We start from the raw sequence: 17,077 nt of genomic DNA, 5'->3' as shown, positions 1-17,077 counted from the left end.
TACGCTCATTGCCCCGCCGCGGGGTATCGGCCCGCCAGGGGCGGCCGGGAGCGATCTGACATGGCCGGGATCCTGATCATCGCGCACGCTCCGCTCGCCACCGCGCTGCGGGATTGCATCGCGCACATCTACGGCGGCGTGCCCGCCCGCATCGGTTGCATCGACGTGATGGCCGACAGCGATCCGTCCCAGGTGATGGCGTTCGCGCACGCGGAACTCGCGCGGCTGCGCGAAGACAACGGCGTGGTCGTGCTGACCGACATGTACGGCGCGACGCCCGCGAACATCGCGGGCCAGCTCGCGAAGCTCGACAACGTGCGCGTGCTGGCCGGCGTGAACCTGCCGATGCTCGTGCGGGCCGTCTGCTACCGCACCGTGCCGCTCGACAAGCTGGTCGACAAGGCGCTGTCCGGCGGCGCGAAGGGCGTCCACGAGGTGTCGGCCGGCACGCCGCCGCCGCCGAGCGAAACCGGCTGCGGCCAGTGCGCGCCGATTCCGCCCGAACCGCAGCCGCGCACCGAATCGCACTGAGCCCCCGTTTTTCGTTTTAGACCGACCCGCCTGCGCGCGCCGCCGGCGGTCCCGACCGACCCGACCGAGAATCATGCTTCAACAAGAAACCACCATCGTCAATAAATTGGGGCTCCATGCGCGCGCATCGGCCAAGCTTACGCAACTGGCCGGCAACTTCCAGTCGGAAGTCTGGATGACACGCAACGGGCGCAAGATCAACGCGAAGAGCATCATGGGCGTGATGATGCTGGCGGCCGGCATCGGCAGCACCGTGACGATCGAGACCGACGGGCCCGACGAGCGGGAAGCGATGGACGCGCTGCTGAAGTTGATTGCCGACAAGTTCGGCGAAGGCCAGTGATCGCTGCGCGGGATCGTTGCCGTTTCCAGTCGGAATGCCGCGGGTTTCGCGGCATTTTTTTCGTCGGAAGCATTGATGCGAAATGTGCAATGCTGCGCTGCATGCAGCCAGCAGGGAGTCGCGGAATTTATAATCGCTAACCGGGGTCATAAGCGCATCGCAGCAGTGTGCCGCGGCTTTACTTGTACAGAGGAGGTGCGCGTGTCCTTCACGCTGCATGGCATTCCCGTCTCACGAGGTATCGCGATCGGGCGAGCGTACCTGATCGCGCCGGCGGCGCTCGACGTCGCCCATTACCTGATCGAGGCCAACCAGACCGACGCCGAAGTGGAGCGGTTCCGCACGGCGCTCGACGTCGTGCGTCGCGAGCTCGAGGCACTGCGCGCCGACCTGACCGACGACACGCCGAGCGAAGTCGGCGCCTTCATCGACGTCCATACGATGATCCTGAGCGACGAGATGCTCGTGCAGGAAACCATCGACCTGATCCGCACGCGCCGCTACAACGTCGAATGGGCGCTGACCGAGCAGCTCGAGCTGCTCACGCGCCATTTCGACGACATCGAGGACGAATACCTGCGCGAGCGCAAGGCCGACATCGAGCAGGTGGTCGAGCGCGTGCTGAAGGCGCTCGCCGGTGCGCCGTCCGCGTCGCAGGCGCTCGACCGCGCGGCCCGCAACGGCACGAGCGAGATGATCGTCGTCGCGCACGACATCGCGCCGGCCGACATGATGCAGTTCAAGACGCAGTCGTTCCAGGCGTTCGTCACCGATCTCGGCGGCCGCACGTCGCACACGGCGATCGTCGCGCGCAGCCTCGGCATTCCGGCCGCGGTCGGCGTGCAGCATGCGAGTTCGCTGATCCGCCAGGACGACCTGATCATCGTCGACGGCGACCAGGGCATCGTGATCGTCGATCCGGCGCCGATCGTCCTCGAGGAATACTCGTATCGCCAGTCCGAGAAGCTGCTGGAGCAACGCAAGCTGCAGCGCCTGAAGTTCTCGCCGACGCAAACGTTGTGCGGCACGAAGATCGACCTGTACGCGAACATCGAACTGCCCGACGACGCGAAGGCGGCCGTCGAGGCCGGCGCGGTCGGCGTCGGCCTGTTCCGCTCCGAGTTCCTGTTCATGCATGAGAAGGAGATGCCGGAAGAGGAGGAGCAGTTCGCCGCGTACAAGCGGGCCGTCGAGTGGATGAAGGGCATGCCGGTGACGATCCGCACGATCGACGTCGGCGCCGATAAACCGCTCGAGGCGCTCGACGAAGGCTACGAAACGGCGCCGAACCCGGCGCTCGGGCTGCGCGCGATCCGCTGGAGCCTGTCCGAGCCGCAGATGTTCCTCACGCAGCTGCGCGCGATCCTGCGCGCGTCCGCGTTCGGCCAGGTGAAGATCCTGATCCCGATGCTCGCGCACGCGCAGGAGATCGACCAGACGCTCGACCTGATCCGCGAGGCGAAGCGCCAGCTCGACGACGCGGGGCTCGCATACGACCCGAACGTGCGCCTCGGCGCGATGATCGAGATTCCGGCCGCCGCGATCGCGTTGCCGCTGTTCCTGAAGCGCTTCGATTTCCTGTCGATCGGCACGAACGACCTGATCCAGTACACGCTCGCGATCGATCGCGCCGACAACGCGGTCGCGCACCTGTACGACCCGCTGCATCCGGCCGTGCTGCACCTGATCGCGTATACGTTGCGCGAGGCGAAGCGGGCGGGCGTGTCGGTGTCGGTATGCGGGGAGATGGCGGGCGACCCGGCGCTCACGCGCCTATTGCTCGGGATGGGGCTCACCGAGTTCTCGATGCACCCGAGCCAGTTGCTCGTCGTGAAGCAGGAGATCCTGCGTGCGCACCTGAAGGCGCTCGAGAAGCCGACGGCCGACGTGCTGGCCGCGTTCGAGCCGGAAGAAGTGCAGGCGGCGCTGCAGCGGCTGTCGGTTGCCGAGCCGCGGGCGGATGCGGCCGCGTAGGCGTTTTCGCCGCCGCTAACGGTAGAGAAGTGTCACGCATGCGCTTGCGGCGCATGCCCGTCGCGCGTCAGTGCCGGCCCCCGCACACGGGGCAGTCGGCCTGGCGCGCGATTTTCATCGTCGTCCATTCCATCCGCAGCGAATCGAGCATCATCAGCCGCCCGTTGAGCGTCTTGCCGATGCCGCCGATCACGCGCAGCGCCTCGGCCGCCTGCGTCGCGCCGATGATCCCGACGGTCGGCGCGAACACACCCATCGTCGAACACGCGACTTCCTCGAACGGCTGGTCTTCCGGAAACACGCACGCATAGCAGGGCGCGGCCGCGTCGCGGAAGTCGAACGTGCTGATCTGGCCGTCGAAGCGCAGTGCGGCGCCCGACACGAGCGGCACGCCGTGCGCGACGCACGCGCGGTTGATCGCATGCCGCGTCGCGAAGTTGTCGGTGCAATCGAGCACGACGCTCGCGTGCGGCACGTGCGCGTCGAGCCACGCATCGTCGACGCGCGCCGCGACCGCGTTCACCGTCACCTCGGGATTCAGCCGCGCGAGCGCGTCGCGCCCCGATTCGACCTTGCTGCGGCCGACGGACGCCGTCCCGTGCAGGATCTGCCGCTGCAGGTTCGTGAGGTCGACCGTGTCGGCGTCGACGAGCGTGAGCGTGCCGACCCCCGATGCCGCGAGATACATCGCGGCCGGCGAGCCGAGGCCGCCCGCGCCGACGACGATCGCATGCGCGTCGAGAAAGCGTTGCTGCGCCTCGATGCCGATTTCGTCGACGAGGATGTGGCGGGAGTAGCGAAGGAGTTGATCGTCGTTCATGGGCAGGCGTGAGCGAGGCGGGCGGACGTTCGTTATTTTAGGCGCGCATGAAAAACGGGCCATCGCGGTCTTCCCGCGATGGCCCGTTGGATGCCGGCCGGCGCTTACTTCGGCGCGGAGGCGGGCTTCGGTGCGGAAGCCGGCTTCGCGGCGCTCGCGCCCGATGCCTTCGAGCTGGCGGCAGCCTTGGCGGCCGGGCTCTTCGTCGTGCTCTCGGCGAGCAGCGACTTCGATTCCTGGACCGGCTTGCCTTCGAGCTTGTTGAGCGCCTGCTGCATCATGAAGTCGTCGGCGCTGCCGAACTCGATCGGCTTGCGATCGCGATCCTTCTGGCGCTGCTCCGGCGTCTTCTTGTCGTTCTGCTCCTCGAGAATGCGCAGCTGATCCAGCCGGCGCTGCTCGCGCTCTTCCTGTTCCTTCTTCTCGTTCGGATCCTGCGTGTTCGCGAGGTGGTTCGTGTAGTCGACCTCGCGCGTCACGAGCACGTCGTCCGGATCGCCGTCCGCGTACTGATCGACCGGCACGTCCGGCGTGATGCCCTTGTTCTGGATCGAACGGCCGCTCGGCGTGTAGTAGTACGCGGTGGTCAGGCGCAGCGCGGTGTCGGCCGTCATCGGGCGGACCGTCTGCACCGAACCCTTGCCGAACGTCGTCTTGCCCATGATCTGCGCGCGCTTGGAATCCTGCAGCGCACCGGCGACGATTTCCGACGCGGACGCCGAATACGCGTTCGTCAGCACGATCATCGGCACGGTCTTGAAGATGGGCGGCAGGTTCTTCAGCGGATCGCCGTCGAAGGACGGCAGGCGATAGTTGTCGTACGTATCGCGGTAGACCTGCTTCGAATCGGGGATCTGGCCGTTGGTCGACACGACGACCGAGTCCGGCGGCAGGAATGCGCCCGCCACGCCGACCGCGCTCTGCAGCAGGCCGCCGCCGTTGTTGCGCAGGTCGAGGATCAGGCCCTTCAGGTTCGGCTGCTGGCGCGCGATGTCCTGCAGCTTCTGCGCGAGATCGGGCGTCGTGCGCTCCTGGAAGCTCGTGATGCGGATGTACGCGTAGCCCGGATCGAGCATCTTCATCTTCACGCTCTGGACCTTGATGATCGCGCGCGTGACGGTGACCGGGAACGTGCGGTCGTCGCTCTTGCGGAAGATCGTCAGCGTGACCTTGGTGCCCGGCTCGCCGCGCATCTGCTTGACGGCCTTGTCGAGCGTCATGCCGCGCACCGGCTTGTCGTTGATGCGGGTGATCAGGTCGCCCGGACGGATGCCGGCGCGGAACGCGGGGGTGTCCTCGATCGGCGAGATCACCTTGACGAGGCCGTCTTCCTGCGAGATCTCGATGCCGAGACCCGCGAAGCGGCCCTTCGTCTGCTCCTGCAGCTCGTCATAGTCGGTCTTGTCGAGGAACGACGAGTGCGGGTCGAGGCTCGACACCATGCCCTTGATCGCGGCCGTCAGCAGCTTCTTGTCGTCGACCGGTTCGACGTATTCGCGCTTGATCTGCCCGAATACTTCCGCGAACAGGCGGAGCTGGTCGAGGGGAAGCGGCGCCGTGGCGGTCTGCTCGGCCGATGCGGAAACCTGCAGCGTGGCGAACACGCCCGTGGCGAGGCCCGCGGCAATCAGGCCGATGTTCTTCAAATTCATTCGCATAGAGAGTCTGTTGCGGTCGGGAAGCGCGTGGCGGTGGCGGGGATGTAGCGGACAAGTATAACTGTTCGTCCGATTACTCAGTGGAACGGCGCGAAAAGCGTCGAAAAGGCCGCTGAGGGCCCGGCCGGGGCGCCGCCGGGCGCGCTGCGGGGTTCGAAAGCGGGTTCGACCACGGCAGGGCCGGGAAGGTTCGCGCGGCGTGCGGGCCGAGGCCGGGCCCGCACGCCGCGCCGGACCGCCGCCGGCCGCCGCACCGGGCGTCAGCCCGCCTTGCCTTGCTTCGCGACGGCGGCCTGCGCCTGCGCGATCGCGTCTTGGTCGCCGAGGTAATAGTGCTTGATCGGCTTCAGGTTCTCGTCGAGTTCATACACGAGCGGCACGCCGTTCGGGATGTTCAGGCCGACGATGTCGCTGTCCGAGATGCCGTCGAGGTACTTGATCAGCGCGCGCAGCGAGTTGCCGTGCGCGGCGATCAGCACCTGCTTGCCGGCGCGCACCGCCGGCGCGATCGACTCGTTCCACAGCGGCAGCACGCGCGCGACCGTGTCCTTCAGGCATTCGGTGAGCGGCAACTGCTCGCGCGGCACCTTCGCGTAGCGCGGGTCGCCGAACGGCGCGCGCTCGTCGGTCGGCTCGAGCGCCGGCGGCGGCGTGTCGTAGCTGCGGCGCCACACGAGCACCTGCTCGTCGCCGAACTTCGCGGCCGTTTCCGCCTTGTTCAGGCCCGACAGCGCGCCGTAGTGGCGCTCGTTCAGGCGCCACGAGTGGACGACCGGCAGGTACATCAGGTCCATCTTGTCCTGCACGTGCCACAGCGTGCGGATCGCGCGCTTGAGCACCGACGTGTACGCGATGTCGAACGTGTAGCCGGCTTCCTTGAGCAACTCGCCGGCCTGGTAGGCCTCGTTGCGACCCTGCTCGGTCAGGTCGACGTCGACCCAGCCGGTGAAGCGGTTTTCCTTGTTCCACGTCGATTCGCCGTGGCGGATGAGAACGAGTTTGTACATGGATCTTGCGGTCGGTAGTGATAGGGAAGCGGGGCGCGTCGCGCGGCACCCGGACCGGGCCCGCCATCGCGCAAGGCGGTTATTTTATAATGGCGGGATTGTCCTCATCCGATTTCTCTTCTTCCGGCGGAATTTCGTGACGTTCTTTACCAATTACACCAACCTGGCCCTTATCGCGATCCTGGTGGTTTCGGGCGGCCTGCTCGCATGGCCCGCACTGCGCCGCGGCCGCGGCGGCCTGTCTGCCGCGGAGGCGACGCAGCTCATCAATCGCCGCAATGCGGTCGTGATCGACGTGCGCGCCGCGTCCGATTTCGCCGCCGGCCACCTGCCGTCGGCGCGTCAGGTCGCGGCGGGCGAGATCGGCGCGAAAATTGCGCAGGTCGCGAAGAACAAGAGCACCCCGGTGCTGCTCGTCTGCCAGAACGGCCAGCAGTCGCAGAAGGCGGCGCGCGAGGTCGAGGCGGCGGGTTACGCCGAGGTGCACGTGCTCGAAGGCGGCGTGGCCGCCTGGCAGCAGGCCGGGATGCCGGTCGTCAAACAAGGAGTGGCGAAGTGAACAAGGTTCTGATGTACAGCACGCAGGTGTGTCCGTATTGCATGCAGGCCGAGCGCCTGCTGAAGCTGCGCGGCGTCGAGCAGATCGAAAAGGTGCTGATCGATCGCGATCCGGCCCGCCGCGAGGAAATGATGACGCGCACGGGGCGCCGCACGGTGCCGCAGATCTATATCGGCGACACGCACGTCGGCGGCTACGACGATCTGTCGAAGCTCGACCGCGAAGGCGGCCTCGTGCCGCTTCTGCAAGCGGCCTGATTAGGGCAGAATGGCCGCCGGCCGCGCCGCGGCTTGGGCGCGCAGGAATCATCCGTGGCGGCCGGCGAACAGCCGGGCCGCCCCGTCACCACTTTTAGGGAAACACCATGTCCGACGTCGAAAACCAACCGTTCTTCAACATCCAGCGCGTCTACCTGAAGGATATGTCGCTCGAGCAGCCGAATTCGCCGGCGATTTTCCTCGAGCAGGACATGCCGTCGGTTGAAGTCGAAGTCGACGTCAAGGCCGACCGCCTCGCGGAAAGCGTGTTCGAAGTCATCGTGTCGGGCACCGTCACCGCGAAGGTGAAGGACAAGGTCGCGTTCCTGATCGAAGCGAAGCAGGCCGGCATTTTCGACATCCGCAACATTCCGGACGAGCAGCTCGATCCGCTCGTCGGCATTGCCTGCCCGACGATCCTGTTCCCGTACCTGCGCTCGAACATCGCCGACGCGATCACGCGTGCCGGCTTCCCGCCGATCCACCTCGCCGAAATCAACTTCCAGGCGCTGTACGAGCAGCGTCTCGCGCAGCTTCAGCAGCAGGCCGGCGCCGCGGCAGGCGCGCCGAATGGCACGACGTTGAACTGACGTTTCACTCGGACCGGTGCTGGGTATGAAAGTAGCCGTTCTCGGCGCCGGTGCCTGGGGCACCGCGCTCGCGGGCCATCTGGCCGCGCGGCACGACACGCTTCTGTGGGCGCGCGACGCCGCGCTCATCGCCGGGCTGCAGGCCCGGCACGAAAATTCCCGCTATCTCGACGGCATCGCGCTGCCTGATGCGCTGCGCTACGACGCCGATCTCGGCGCCGCGCTCGCGCACGGCGCCGCGGACGACGCGCTGTGCGTGATCGCCGCGCCGGTGGCCGGGCTGCGCACGCTGTGCCGCGCGATGCGCGACGCGGGCTGCGTGCCCGCGCACGTCGTCTGGGTCTGCAAGGGCTTCGAGGCCGACACGCACTTGCTGCCGCATCAGGTGATCGCGGCCGAGCTGCCCGAACAGCAGAGCAACGGCGTGCTGTCGGGGCCGAGTTTCGCGCGCGAGGTCGGGCAGTCGCTGCCCGTCGCGTTGACGGTGGCGAGTGCGTCGGCCGAATGCCGCGAGCGCACGCTCGCCGCGTTCCATCACGGCGCGATGCGAATCTATACGGGCGACGACGTGGTCGGCGTCGAGGTCGGCGGCGCGGTGAAGAACGTGCTGGCGATCGCGACCGGCATTTCCGACGGTCTCGGCCTCGGGCTGAACGCGCGCGCCGCGCTGATCACGCGCGGCCTCGCCGAAATGTCGCGGCTCGGCGTGGCGCTCGGCGGCCGCGCGGAAACCTTCACGGGCCTCACGGGCCTCGGCGACCTGATCCTCACCGCGACGGGCGACCTGTCGCGCAACCGCACGGTCGGCCTGCAACTGGCGGCCGGCCGCACGCTGAACGACATCCTCGGCGCGCTCGGCCATGTGGCCGAAGGCGTGCGCTGCGCGCAGGCCGTGCTGGCGCTCGCGCGTGCGCAATCGATCGAAATGCCGATCACGCAAGCCGTGTGCGGCGTGCTGTTCGACGGGATCGCGCCGCGCGACGCCGTCAGCGGCCTGCTGCGCCGCGACGCGCGGGCCGAGTAGCGCGGTACGCACCGCCCGGCACGGTTGCGCCGGGCGCGCGGCGCCAAAGCGGACTACGCTTGAATCGTCTCCGGTGTTCCGCGAGGGTGTCATGCTGCAGATCCATTCCACCACGCTCGATGCACAACTCGTCGACATCACGACGCTCGACGTCGACGCGATCGTCAACGCAGCGAACGGTTCGCTGCTCGGCGGGGTCGGCGTCGACGGCGCGATCCACCGCGCGGCCGGCCCCGGCCTGCTCGCCGAGTGCCGCACGCTCGGCGGCTGCGACACCGGCGACGCGAAGCTCACGCGCGGCCACGGGTTGCCGGCGCGCTACGTGATCCACGCGGTCGGGCCGGTCTGGTACGGCGGCGCACGCGGCGAGGCCGATCTGCTCGCGTCGTGCTACCGGCGCGCGATCGAGTTGGCAGAGGAAGTCGCCGCGACGTCGATCGCGTTTCCAGCGATCAGTTGCGGTATCTACCGCTATCCGGCGCAAGAGGCCGTCGACATCGCGGTCGGTACCGTCGCCGAAATGCTGGCGCAGGCGCCGAACCTCGCACGCGTCGTATTCGCGTGCTTTTCCTCCGACATCTACGACCTGTACCGCGCGCGGCTCGCGCGAACCTGACGCCTTCAGCGCCGCGGGCCGCGCCCGGCGCGCGTCAGGCGCCGCCTTCGAAGCCGGCCTGGCGCCACGCCTCGAACACGACCACCGCGACCGTATTCGACAGGTTCAGGCTGCGGTTGTCCGGCCGCATCGGCAGGCGCACGCGCTGTTCGTTCGGGAAGCGTTCGAGCAGCTCGGCGGGCAGGCCGCGCGTTTCCGAGCCGAACACGAACCAGTCGCCGGGCAGGAACGCGTGATCGTGGAAGCGGCCCGAGCCGCGCGTCGTGAACGCGAACATCCGCGCGGAATCGGGTGCTTCGGCGGCGACGAACGCGTCCCAGTCGCGGTGCACGCGCATCTGCGCATACTCGTGATAGTCGAGGCCGGCGCGGCGCATCCGCGCGTCGTCGAGCGGAAAGCCGAGCGGCTCGATCAGGTGCAGGTGCGCGCCGGTGTTCGCGCACAGGCGGATCACGTTGCCGGTGTTCGGCGGAATTTCGGGGGCGACGAGGACGACGTTGAACATGTTTCGGTTTGGCTGGGCCGGCCGGAGCCGCGCAACGCGCGCAGGCTCCTGGCCGACCGGTTTGTGACGGCCGCTTGTGCGGCGGCCGGCCTCTCTATCTAATTAATCCCTGGCGGTGCGCAGCGCAACCAGATTCGTCACGCGCACGGCGCCCGCCGCCTTCAGCGCCTGCGCGGCCGCCGCGAGCGTCGCGCCGGACGTCATCACGTCGTCGACGAGCGCGATGTGGCGGCCGGCGGCGCGACCTGCCACCGCGAAAGCCGCCATCACGTTGTCGCGCCGTGCGTGCCGGTCGAGCCGCGATTGCGGCGCTGTGTCGGCGACGCGCGCGAGCAAGGCCGCGTCCGCTGGCACGCCGAGCCGGCGCGCGAGCGGACGTGCGATCGCCCACGCCTGGTTGTACCCGCGCGCGACGAGCCGCCGGTGCGACAGCGGCACCGGCGCGACGAGGTCGAAGCCGCGCGCGCCGCGCGTATCGTCGACCAGCCGCGCAAGCCGGGCCGCGAATTCGCCGCCGAGCGCGAGCCGTGCGTGAAACTTCAGGCCGCGCGCGAGCCCGTCGAGCGGCGCGCGGTAATCGGCGAGCGCGAGCGTCGCATCGAACGGCGGCGGCGCGGTGCGGCATGCGTCGCACAGGTACGCGGCCGCGCGGCCGGCGCCGGGTCGGTTGCAACCGGGCGGTCGTGCTTGCCCGACGCCGAGCGGCACCGCGCAAACCTCGCAGCGCAGCCGCGCTTCGTTCCAGTACGCGGCATCGCAGGCGCCGCAAATCACGGTGTGTGACAAATTGCCGCACAGCGCGCAGCGATTGGGCAACGTGACCGAGGCAACGCGCCCGACCAGCGCGCGAACCTGCGACAAAACGACGCGCATCGTGCGCTCGGCGGAACCGCGGACCATCGCAACACTCCTGGCATGCCGCCTCAATGAAGCTTGCGAGGCGAGCGAGTATACTTCGGGCTCTTCGCCAGTGTGCCCGACATGTCCCCAGCTTCGACTTCAACCGGCCGTCCGGCCAATGACGCCAGGCGCCTGCGGCGGATCTTCGACCGCCGTGCCGCCACGTTCGATGCGGTTGCGTTCCTGCCGCGCGAGATTGCGCAGCGGATGAACGAGCGCCTCGAATACATCAAGGTGAGCCCCGCGGCCGTGCTGGATGCGGGCTGCGGCCCGGGCGACGATCTGCCGGCGCTGCGCGCGCGCTTTCCGGAAGCGCCGGTGTTCGGCGTGGACCTGTCCGGCGCGATGCTCGCGCGGGCCGGTCAGCGCGAGGTCGAGCAGACCACCTGGCGCCGCTGGCTGCCGACGTCGCTCGGCCGGGCGCTGGGCCAGCGCGGCCCGCGCGTCGCGCAGGCCGACTTCGCCGCGCTGCCGTTTGCCGGCGGCGCGTTCGACCTGATCTGGTCGAATCTCGCGCTTCACTGGCATTCGCGTCCCGATACCGTCTTTCCCGAATGGCAGCGCGTGCTGCGCGTGAACGGGCTGCTGATGTTCAGCACGCTCGGCCCGGACACGCTGCGCGAGTTGCGCGCGGCCTGCGCGGACGCCGAAGCGGCGCTCGACGTGGCGCCGCCCGCCCCGCGCGTGATCGATTTCGTCGACATGCACGACCTCGGCGACATGCTCGTCGAGAGCGGCTTCGAGATTCCCGTGATGGATCAGGAAGTGCTGACCGTCACCTACCCATCCCCCGATTCCCTGCTCGCCGACGTGCGTCGCTGGGGCGCCTATCCGTTCGGGCGCACGGCGCCGCGGCACGCGACGCGCCGCTTTGGCGCGGCGCTCGGCGACGCGCTGGACGCGCGCCGGCGCGAGGACGGCACGATCCCGCTCACGTTCGAGGTGATCTACGGCCACGCATGGAAGGCCGTGCCGCGCACGACCGCGGAAGGGCACGGCATCGTGCGCATCGAGGACATCGGCAAGGGGCGTCCGAAGAATCGGTAAAGCGGTAAAGAGGGGTTTTGTTATGTCCGAAATTAGCGGCGCAAAGCGGGGTCGAATTGGCGGCAAAAACGGCCGGAAAGCTTGTCGCGCTTGGCTTGGCGGGCGATAGGCGCTTGCTTGTGGATGCCATTGAACCCGCCTATAATGCGTCAGCTTGTCGTCCCGGGGTCCCCGCAATACGGGGCGGCGAGTCCGATGCAGGCATGCATCGCATGCCATTCGCGTGAGGCGGCGATGGAAGCAGCGAGCGTTTTGGCGGAGACGGCGGACAGCGAACCGGTCCTCGAAGACTGGCTGATGAAACGCAACTGTTCGGTGTCGCCACGCCAGTTCGTGCTGTTTTACGTGTCGCTCGCGGGCTTCTCGCTGGCGATCGCGGCGTTGCTGATGTGGAGAGGGGCCTGGCTCGTCATGCCCTTCACCGGCATCGAGTTGCTGGCGGTAGGTGTCGCATTTGCGATCCATGCTCGCCATGCGGTCGATTACGAGCGCATCAGGCTGTTCCCGCACCGGCTCGTGATCGAGCGGATGGATGCGGAGCGGCTCACGCAGATCGAATTCAACCCGCGCTGGGTGCGGGTCGAGCCGGGAGCGACGCCACGCGATCCGATTCGGCTGGTATCGCGCGGGCAGACCGTCGTAATCGGGCAGCATCTCGCGCAGTACAAGCGTGCGCAGTTCGCCGACGAACTGCGCGTGTCGCTCAGGCGCTGCGGCTGACGAGGCGCAGTCATCGGCCGGAACAGGCCGACGGCTTGCGACGGGGGAGGGTTTGAATGGAAATTTTGGGTAAGGATGCTATGAAAACAATCAAGCGAGCCCTCGCGGGCGTGCTGGCATGCAGCGGATTGCTCTTTGCCGGTGCGGCCCTGGCGGTCGGTGATAGCCCGGGCGGCCCCCGTGTCAACGAGATCAACTTTCAGCCGCCTGTCACGAAGATCGCCGAGGAGCTCTACGATCTCCACACGATGATGCTGATCCTGTGTACGGTGATCTTCGTCGGCGTGTTCGGCGTGATGTTCTATTCGATCTTCGCGCACCGCAAATCCAAGGGCCACAAGGCCGCCAATTTCCATGAAAGCACGACCGTCGAGATCATCTGGACGATCGTGCCGTTCGTCATCGTCGTGCTGATGGCGCTGCCGGCGACGAAGGCCGTCGTCGCGATGAAGGACACGACGAACGCCGATCTCACGATCAAGGTCACCGGCTACCAGTGGAAGTGGGGCTACGACTACGTGAAGGGCCCGGGCGAGGGCATCGGCTTCCTGTCGACGCTGACCACCCCGCGCGACGAAGTGATGGGCAAGAAGCCGATCACCGACACCTATCTGCAGGAAGTCGACAATCCGCTCGTCGTGCCGGTCAACAAGAAGATCCGCATCATCACGACCGCGAACGACGTCGTCCACTCGTGGTACGTGCCCGCGTTCGGCGTGAAGCAGGATGCGATCCCCGGCTTCGTGCGCGACACGTGGTTCAAGGCCGACAAGGTCGGCACGTTCCGCGGCTTCTGTACCGAGCTGTGCGGCAAGGAGCACGCGTACATGCCGGTCGTCGTCGAAGTCCTGTCGGACGACGACTACGCGAAGTGGGTCACCGCGCAGAAGGCGAAGCTGGCCAGCGCGGCGGTCGATCCGAACAAGGTTTACACGATGGCCGAGCTCGTCGCGCACGGCGAGGAAGTCTACAAGGCGAACTGCGCGGCCTGCCACCAGGTGAACGGCAAGGGCCTCGGCGCATTCCCGGCGATGGACGGCAGCCCGATCGTGAACGGCCCGATCGCCGCGCACGTCGAGCGCGTGCTGCACGGCAAGGGCGCGATGCCGTCGTGGGCGTCGCTGTCGGACCTCGACATCGCTTCGGTCGTCACGTACGAACGCAACTCGTGGGGCAACCACAAGAACGATCTGCTGCAGCCGAAGCAAGTGGCTGACGCACGCAACGGCAAGATGCCGGAAGACACGGCGGGCGCGGCACCGGCTGAAGCGGCTTCGGCACCGGCGCAAGCCGCGTCGGGCGCGGCCGAGCAACCGGCGGCAGCGGCATCGGCCGCGCTGTCGACGATCTACTTCGAGACGGGCAAGAGCGTGCTGCCGGCCGACGCGAAGGCGGCGATCGCCGCCGCGGCCGACTATGCGAAGGCGCATCCGGACGCGAAGCTCGCGCTGTCGGGCTTCACCGACAAGACCGGCTCGGCCGACGCGAACGCCGACCTGGCGAAGCATCGGGCGCAGGCCGTGCGCGATGCGCTGAAGGCAGCAGGCGTGGCGGAAGACCACATTATTCTCAAAAAGCCGGAAACGATCACGGGCGGGGCTGACGCGAAGGAAGCCCGGCGTGTCGAGATCGGCCCGGCGGCTTGACGTGTCGCTGAGTTAGTCGACGTATTCGCATTAGGAGATTCTCATGTCTAGCATCGGGCACGACGTAGCCGCGGACCACGCGCACGACGACCACGCGCACGAAGCCCCGCACGGCTGGCGTCGCTGGCTGTTCGCCACCAACCACAAGGACATCGGTACGCTGTACCTGCTGTTCTCGTTCATCATGTTCCTGTCGGGCGGCGTGATGGCGCTCGGCATCCGTGCCGAGCTGTTCGAGCCGGGCCTGCAGATCATGCGTCCGGAGTTCTTCAACGAACTCACGACGATGCACGGCCTGATCATGGTGTTCGGCGCGATCATGCCGGCGTTCGTCGGCTTCGCGAACTGGATGATTCCGCTGCAGATCGGCGCATCCGACATGGCGTTCGCGCGGATGAACAACTTCAGCTTCTGGCTGCTGCCGGTCGCGGCCGTGCTGCTGGTCGGTTCGTTCTTCGCGCCGGGCGGCGCGACGGCCGCCGGCTGGACGCTCTACGCACCGCTGTCGACGCAGATGGGCCCGGGCATGGACTTCGCGATCTTCGCGGTCCACATCATGGGCGCGTCGTCGATCATGGGCGGGATCAACATCGTCGTGACGATCCTGAACATGCGCGCACCGGGCATGACGCTGATGAAGATGCCGATGTTCGCGTGGACGTGGCTGATCACCGCGTACCTGCTGATTGCCGTGATGCCGGTTCTGGCGGGCGCGATCACGATGGTGCTGTTCGACCGCCACTTCGGCACGTCGTTCTTCAACGCGGCAGGCGGCGGCGACCCGGTGATGTACCAGCACATCTTCTGGTTCTTCGGCCACCCCGAGGTGTACATCATGATTCTGCCGGCGTTCGGGATCGTGTCGCAGGTGATCCCGGCGTTCGCACGCAAGACGCTGTTCGGCTATAGCTCGATGGTGTACGCGACGGCATCGATCGCGATCCTGTCGTTCATGGTCTGGGCGCACCACATGTTCGCCACGGGCATGCCGGTCACCGGCCAGCTGTTCTTCATGTACGCGACGATGCTGATCGCGGTGCCGACGGGCGTGAAGGTGTTCAACTGGCTCGCGACGATGTGGCGCGGCTCGATGACGTTCGAAACCCCGATGCTGTTCGCGATCGGCTTCCTGTTCGTGTTCACGTTCGGCGGCCTGACGGGCCTGATGCTCGCGATGGCGCCGCTCGACATCCAGTATCACGGCACCTACTTCGTGGTCGCGCACTTCCACTACGTGCTGGTGGCCGGCTCGCTGTTCGCGCTGTTCTCGGGCTGGTACTACTGGGCGCCGAAGTGGACGGGCTGGATGTACAACGAGACGCGCGGCAAGATCCACTTCTGGGCGTCGATGATCTTCTTCAACCTGACGTTCTTCCCGATGCACTTCGTCGGTCTCGCGGGCATGCCGCGCCGCTATGCGGACTACCCGGCGCAGTTCACGGACTTCAACCAGGTGGCGACGATCGGCGCATTCGGCTTCGGCCTCGCGCAGGTGTACTTCCTGTTCGCGGTCGCGCTGCCGGCCTACCGTGGCGGCGGCGAGCTGGAAAAGGCGTCCGACAAGCCGTGGGATGGCGCGACGGGCCTCGAGTGGACGGTGCCGAGCCCGGCTCCGTTCCACACGTTCGAGCAACCGCCGCACGTCGAGTAAGTTTCACCGAGCGTTCCGCCGCTGCCTGCCGCGCAGGCAGGCGCGGCGGGCGCGGAACTGAAGTTTCAGCGAAGTTTCAGATGACCCGGAATCCATCAGAAAGACGAACGCCCGAGCAGATTCGCGCGGGCAACAAGCGGCTCGGCCTCACCCTGCTCGTCATCGCCGCCGTTTTTTTCATGGGTGTCGTGATCAAGCAGTGGTGGCTGTCCACCCACTGATGCAGTAACTGACGCAGTAGCGAGGAAGTCGTCGTATGTCGAAGCCGGAAGAGGGCGCCGTGGATCGCGCGTTCAATCGTTCGATGCTGGTGAAGCTCTTCGTCGTGGCCGGGCTGATGTTCGGTTTCGGCTTCGCGCTGATCCCGATGTATCGGGCGATCTGCCAGATCACCGGCATCAACAACCTGGTGCAGCGCGATGTCAGCGAGCGCGAGGTGAAGAACTCGCAGGTCGACACCAGCCGCACGGTGTCGGTCGAGTTCGATGCGAACGCGCGCGGGCCGCTCGGCTTCAAGCCGGAGCACAACAGCCTCGACGTGCATCCGGGCGAACTGACGACGATCGTGTACGACGTGACGAACGGGCAGGGCCGGCCGGTCGTGGCGCAGGCGATTCCGAGCTACGCGCCGAAGCAGGCGACGGAATTCTTCAAGAAGATCGAGTGCTTTTGCTTCACGCAGCAGACGCTGACCGCGAACGAGTCGCGCAAGATGCCGGTGGTGTTCGTGATCGACCCGAAATTGCCGAAGGACGTGAAGACGATCACGCTGTCGTACACGTTCTTCGAGCTGAATACCCCGGCCACGCCGGCACCGGCGCAGCGCAGTACGGCGGCGGCGCAGGGTGCGGCGAAGCCGGACGCATGACGAAGGAGACGGGGCGATGACGGAAGTCAAGCGGAGCGGAACGTTCGGTCAGGCGCTGAAAGCGGTGCTGTGGTCGTTCTTCGGGGTGCGCAAGCGGCGCGACCTGGAGGCCGACGCGACGCAGCTCAATCCGCTGCACGTGCTGATCGTCGCGTTGCTCGCGGCCGGCGTGTTCATCGGCGTGCTGATCCTGATCGTGCGTGCAGTCGTGGGTTGAGGGCACGCGGCTAGTGGCGTGCGGCCACGAAAGAATGCGGTGCGCGGCGCCAAGGCGCGGCGTGCAGGAAAGAGCGGCGGCGGTCTCGCCGCGCAAGAAATAAAGCCGGAGCGGTTTCCGGTACACAAATTGGACTGAAGTGGA

At 67.2% G+C, this 17,077-nt stretch carries 20 protein-coding genes; 15 read left to right on the top strand and 5 right to left on the bottom strand.

What is annotated here, in order from left to right; translation table 11 throughout:
• The first annotated feature begins 60 nt into the window (after positions 1 to 60).
• The 3 genes from QZM72_RS27310 (at position 61) to ptsP (ending at position 2,848) form a co-directional block, all read left to right on the top strand.
• Complete coding sequence (locus tag QZM72_RS27310; RefSeq protein WP_089468535.1) at positions 61 to 531, top strand: PTS sugar transporter subunit IIA; 471 nt, start codon at positions 61 to 63, stop codon at positions 529 to 531.
• A 73-nt stretch (positions 532 to 604) separates the two neighbouring features.
• Positions 605 to 874, top strand: coding sequence for an HPr family phosphocarrier protein (locus QZM72_RS27305; protein WP_059506557.1), 270 nt, complete (start codon positions 605 to 607; stop codon positions 872 to 874).
• A gap of 201 nt (positions 875 to 1,075) precedes the next feature.
• Positions 1,076 to 2,848, top strand: coding sequence for a phosphoenolpyruvate--protein phosphotransferase (ptsP, locus tag QZM72_RS27300; RefSeq protein ID WP_089468795.1), 1,773 nt, complete (start codon positions 1,076 to 1,078; stop codon positions 2,846 to 2,848).
• A 67-nt stretch (positions 2,849 to 2,915) separates the two neighbouring features.
• Here the strand turns inward: ptsP and QZM72_RS27295 are convergent, their stop codons facing one another.
• The 3 genes from QZM72_RS27295 to gpmA all read right to left on the bottom strand — a co-directional run bounded on the left by QZM72_RS27295 (position 2,916) and on the right by gpmA (position 6,333).
• Positions 2,916 to 3,668, bottom strand: a complete 753-nt coding sequence (locus QZM72_RS27295; protein ID WP_089468534.1) for a molybdopterin-synthase adenylyltransferase MoeB — start codon at positions 3,666 to 3,668, stop codon at positions 2,916 to 2,918.
• 104 nt (positions 3,669 to 3,772) lie between these two features.
• A complete protein-coding gene (locus tag QZM72_RS27290; protein WP_089468533.1) occupies positions 3,773 to 5,326 on the bottom strand; it encodes a S41 family peptidase in 1,554 nt (517 codons plus the stop codon).
• A gap of 260 nt (positions 5,327 to 5,586) precedes the next feature.
• Complete coding sequence (gene gpmA / locus QZM72_RS27285; RefSeq protein WP_089468532.1) at positions 5,587 to 6,333, bottom strand: 2,3-diphosphoglycerate-dependent phosphoglycerate mutase; 747 nt, start codon at positions 6,331 to 6,333, stop codon at positions 5,587 to 5,589.
• 136 nt (positions 6,334 to 6,469) lie between these two features.
• Between gpmA and QZM72_RS27280 the strand changes: the two genes are divergently transcribed.
• The 5 genes from QZM72_RS27280 to QZM72_RS27260 all read left to right on the top strand — a co-directional run bounded on the left by QZM72_RS27280 (position 6,470) and on the right by QZM72_RS27260 (position 9,379).
• Positions 6,470 to 6,892 (top strand): rhodanese-like domain-containing protein, encoded by a 423-nt coding sequence (locus tag QZM72_RS27280; RefSeq protein ID WP_027785516.1) that lies wholly within the window; start codon positions 6,470 to 6,472, stop codon positions 6,890 to 6,892.
• On the top strand, positions 6,889 to 7,149 hold the full coding sequence (grxC, locus tag QZM72_RS27275; RefSeq protein ID WP_006477722.1) for a glutaredoxin 3: 261 nt from the start codon (positions 6,889 to 6,891) through the stop codon (positions 7,147 to 7,149). Before QZM72_RS27280 ends, grxC begins: the two co-directional genes overlap by 4 nt.
• A 107-nt stretch (positions 7,150 to 7,256) precedes the next feature.
• Entirely contained in the window at positions 7,257 to 7,739 is a 483-nt protein-coding gene (secB, locus tag QZM72_RS27270) for a protein-export chaperone SecB (RefSeq protein WP_089468531.1), read from the top strand.
• A gap of 25 nt (positions 7,740 to 7,764) precedes the next feature.
• Entirely contained in the window at positions 7,765 to 8,763 is a 999-nt protein-coding gene (locus tag QZM72_RS27265) for an NAD(P)H-dependent glycerol-3-phosphate dehydrogenase (protein ID WP_089468530.1), read from the top strand.
• A gap of 91 nt (positions 8,764 to 8,854) precedes the next feature.
• Entirely contained in the window at positions 8,855 to 9,379 is a 525-nt protein-coding gene (locus tag QZM72_RS27260) for an O-acetyl-ADP-ribose deacetylase (RefSeq protein ID WP_301739664.1), read from the top strand.
• A 34-nt stretch (positions 9,380 to 9,413) separates the two neighbouring features.
• Here the strand turns inward: QZM72_RS27260 and trmL are convergent, their stop codons facing one another.
• Together trmL and QZM72_RS27250 are read right to left on the bottom strand one after the other, a co-directional pair.
• Entirely contained in the window at positions 9,414 to 9,884 is a 471-nt protein-coding gene (trmL, locus tag QZM72_RS27255) for a tRNA (uridine(34)/cytosine(34)/5-carboxymethylaminomethyluridine(34)-2'-O)-methyltransferase TrmL (RefSeq protein ID WP_089468528.1), read from the bottom strand.
• A 102-nt stretch (positions 9,885 to 9,986) separates the two neighbouring features.
• On the bottom strand, positions 9,987 to 10,784 hold the full coding sequence (locus tag QZM72_RS27250) for a ComF family protein (protein ID WP_089468527.1): 798 nt from the start codon (positions 10,782 to 10,784) through the stop codon (positions 9,987 to 9,989).
• A gap of 81 nt (positions 10,785 to 10,865) precedes the next feature.
• Here QZM72_RS27250 and QZM72_RS27245 point away from each other — a divergent pair, with 81 nt between their 5' ends.
• The 7 genes from QZM72_RS27245 (at position 10,866) to QZM72_RS27215 (ending at position 16,933) form a co-directional block, all read left to right on the top strand.
• Positions 10,866 to 11,831, top strand: coding sequence for a methyltransferase domain-containing protein (locus QZM72_RS27245; protein WP_301739663.1), 966 nt, complete (start codon positions 10,866 to 10,868; stop codon positions 11,829 to 11,831).
• Between the two features lie 195 nt (positions 11,832 to 12,026).
• Complete coding sequence (locus tag QZM72_RS27240; protein WP_089468525.1) at positions 12,027 to 12,551, top strand: DUF2244 domain-containing protein; 525 nt, start codon at positions 12,027 to 12,029, stop codon at positions 12,549 to 12,551.
• 56 nt (positions 12,552 to 12,607) lie between these two features.
• Positions 12,608 to 14,197 (top strand): cytochrome c oxidase subunit II, encoded by a 1,590-nt coding sequence (gene coxB / locus QZM72_RS27235; protein ID WP_301739662.1) that lies wholly within the window; start codon positions 12,608 to 12,610, stop codon positions 14,195 to 14,197.
• A 43-nt stretch (positions 14,198 to 14,240) separates the two neighbouring features.
• Positions 14,241 to 15,848, top strand: a complete 1,608-nt coding sequence (gene ctaD / locus QZM72_RS27230) for a cytochrome c oxidase subunit I (RefSeq protein ID WP_006477731.1) — start codon at positions 14,241 to 14,243, stop codon at positions 15,846 to 15,848.
• Positions 15,849 to 15,928: 80 nt separating this feature from the next.
• Positions 15,929 to 16,069 carry a cytochrome oxidase small assembly protein gene (locus tag QZM72_RS27225; protein WP_089468523.1) on the top strand — a complete coding sequence of 47 codons (141 nt, stop codon included), beginning with the start codon at positions 15,929 to 15,931 and terminating at the stop codon, positions 16,067 to 16,069.
• Between the two features lie 35 nt (positions 16,070 to 16,104).
• The gene (locus QZM72_RS27220) at positions 16,105 to 16,716 is read left to right on the top strand and encodes a cytochrome c oxidase assembly protein (protein ID WP_089468522.1); all 612 of its coding nucleotides are present in this window, start codon (positions 16,105 to 16,107) and stop codon (positions 16,714 to 16,716) included.
• A gap of 16 nt (positions 16,717 to 16,732) precedes the next feature.
• Positions 16,733 to 16,933 carry a DUF2970 domain-containing protein gene (locus QZM72_RS27215; protein ID WP_011546273.1) on the top strand — a complete coding sequence of 67 codons (201 nt, stop codon included), beginning with the start codon at positions 16,733 to 16,735 and terminating at the stop codon, positions 16,931 to 16,933.
• Positions 16,934 to 17,077: the final 144 nt, after the last annotated feature.

Source organism: Burkholderia sp. AU45388 (genome assembly GCF_030481585.1).
Lineage (GTDB): Bacteria > Pseudomonadota > Gammaproteobacteria > Burkholderiales > Burkholderiaceae > Burkholderia > Burkholderia sola.
This window is presented reverse-complemented; position numbering and strand designations above follow the sequence as displayed.